The sequence below is a fragment of the Ellagibacter isourolithinifaciens genome, from assembly GCF_008831035.1.
GTDB classification, from domain to species: Bacteria; Actinomycetota; Coriobacteriia; order Coriobacteriales; family Eggerthellaceae; genus Ellagibacter; species Ellagibacter isourolithinifaciens.
Map to the genome: position 1 here is coordinate 1 of NZ_WAJR01000066.1, position 963 is coordinate 963.

A 963-nucleotide genomic window follows, 5' to 3' on the forward strand; every position below is an offset into this window, starting at 1 on the left:
GATTCCCGGCAGGAAGGCGGCGTAGCATGCGCTAGAATGACGGCATTCTAGGTGATTCTCGGCTCCTCGGGCAGCCTGCGGCTACCCTCGAGAACCGAGCTCTACACCAACATTCGGGACACTACCCTCGAATGTAGCAAAAAATGGTTCCCATATAACAAAGGAGGGGACTTCCGCAAATGGTACGGAAATAATCAGTGCATCATAGACTGGCAGTCGGATGGCGAAAAGATTCGAAAATTCCCTGGTGCGGTGATTAGGAATCCCGATTTCTATTTCAGACAATCAATAACCTGGTCGAAGATATCGAGTGGGTCGATTGCTTTTCGCTTTAAGCCCAATGGTCATATTTTCGATGTTGCTGGAACTAGCGTATTCGCCGATGAGCCAACGCTATCGTATTTGCAAGGCGCATGCAATTGCTCGGTAATTATGACGGTCGCAAGCATGCTCTCGCCAACCTTAAATTTTGAGGTAGGTCAAATAGCAACGTATCCAATTATGCAAAATGAGGCAAGGCAACCTATGGTTGTCAATTTGGTAAGCGAATTGCGCAACGATTCTAAACTCGACTGGGACTCGTTTGAAACCTCCTGGGACTTCAAGCGCCACCCATTGCTGTAGGCAATCATCATGAGCCTATCTAAGTCAGTCGTTGTCGTGTCGTTTTGGGCGGCATCCGTATCATTCATGCTGTACATTGCTCCTTATGATGCGATTATATTAAGCTCAAATCAGATGAACGAAGTGCTGCTGGCCATTTTTGGCGCTGGAATATCTTCTTTAGGAGTTGGTTTAATTGAATATTGTCATCATAAAAACAAACTAGAGAATAGTGAGTAGTAAGCCCTCTTGGTACTGACAGTCAGCAAATTCCGGTACTGCGAATCAACCAATTGCGGTACCGCCATAGAATCCGTCGCAAGCATCCAATCCGGGATGCGATAGACGGAAAGGAATCAC

The 963-nt window shown here is 46.6% G+C and carries 2 protein-coding genes; both read left to right on the forward strand.

The genetic code is table 11. From position 1 onward, the window contains the following. The first annotated feature begins 51 nt into the window (after positions 1 to 51). Positions 52 to 624 (forward strand): hypothetical protein, encoded by a 573-nt coding sequence (locus tag F8C90_RS10755; RefSeq protein WP_158050497.1) that lies wholly within the window; start codon positions 52 to 54, stop codon positions 622 to 624. Between the two features lie 9 nt (positions 625 to 633). Further along, entirely contained in the window at positions 634 to 843 is a 210-nt protein-coding gene (locus tag F8C90_RS10760; RefSeq protein ID WP_158050498.1) for a hypothetical protein, read from the forward strand. Positions 844 to 963: the final 120 nt, after the last annotated feature.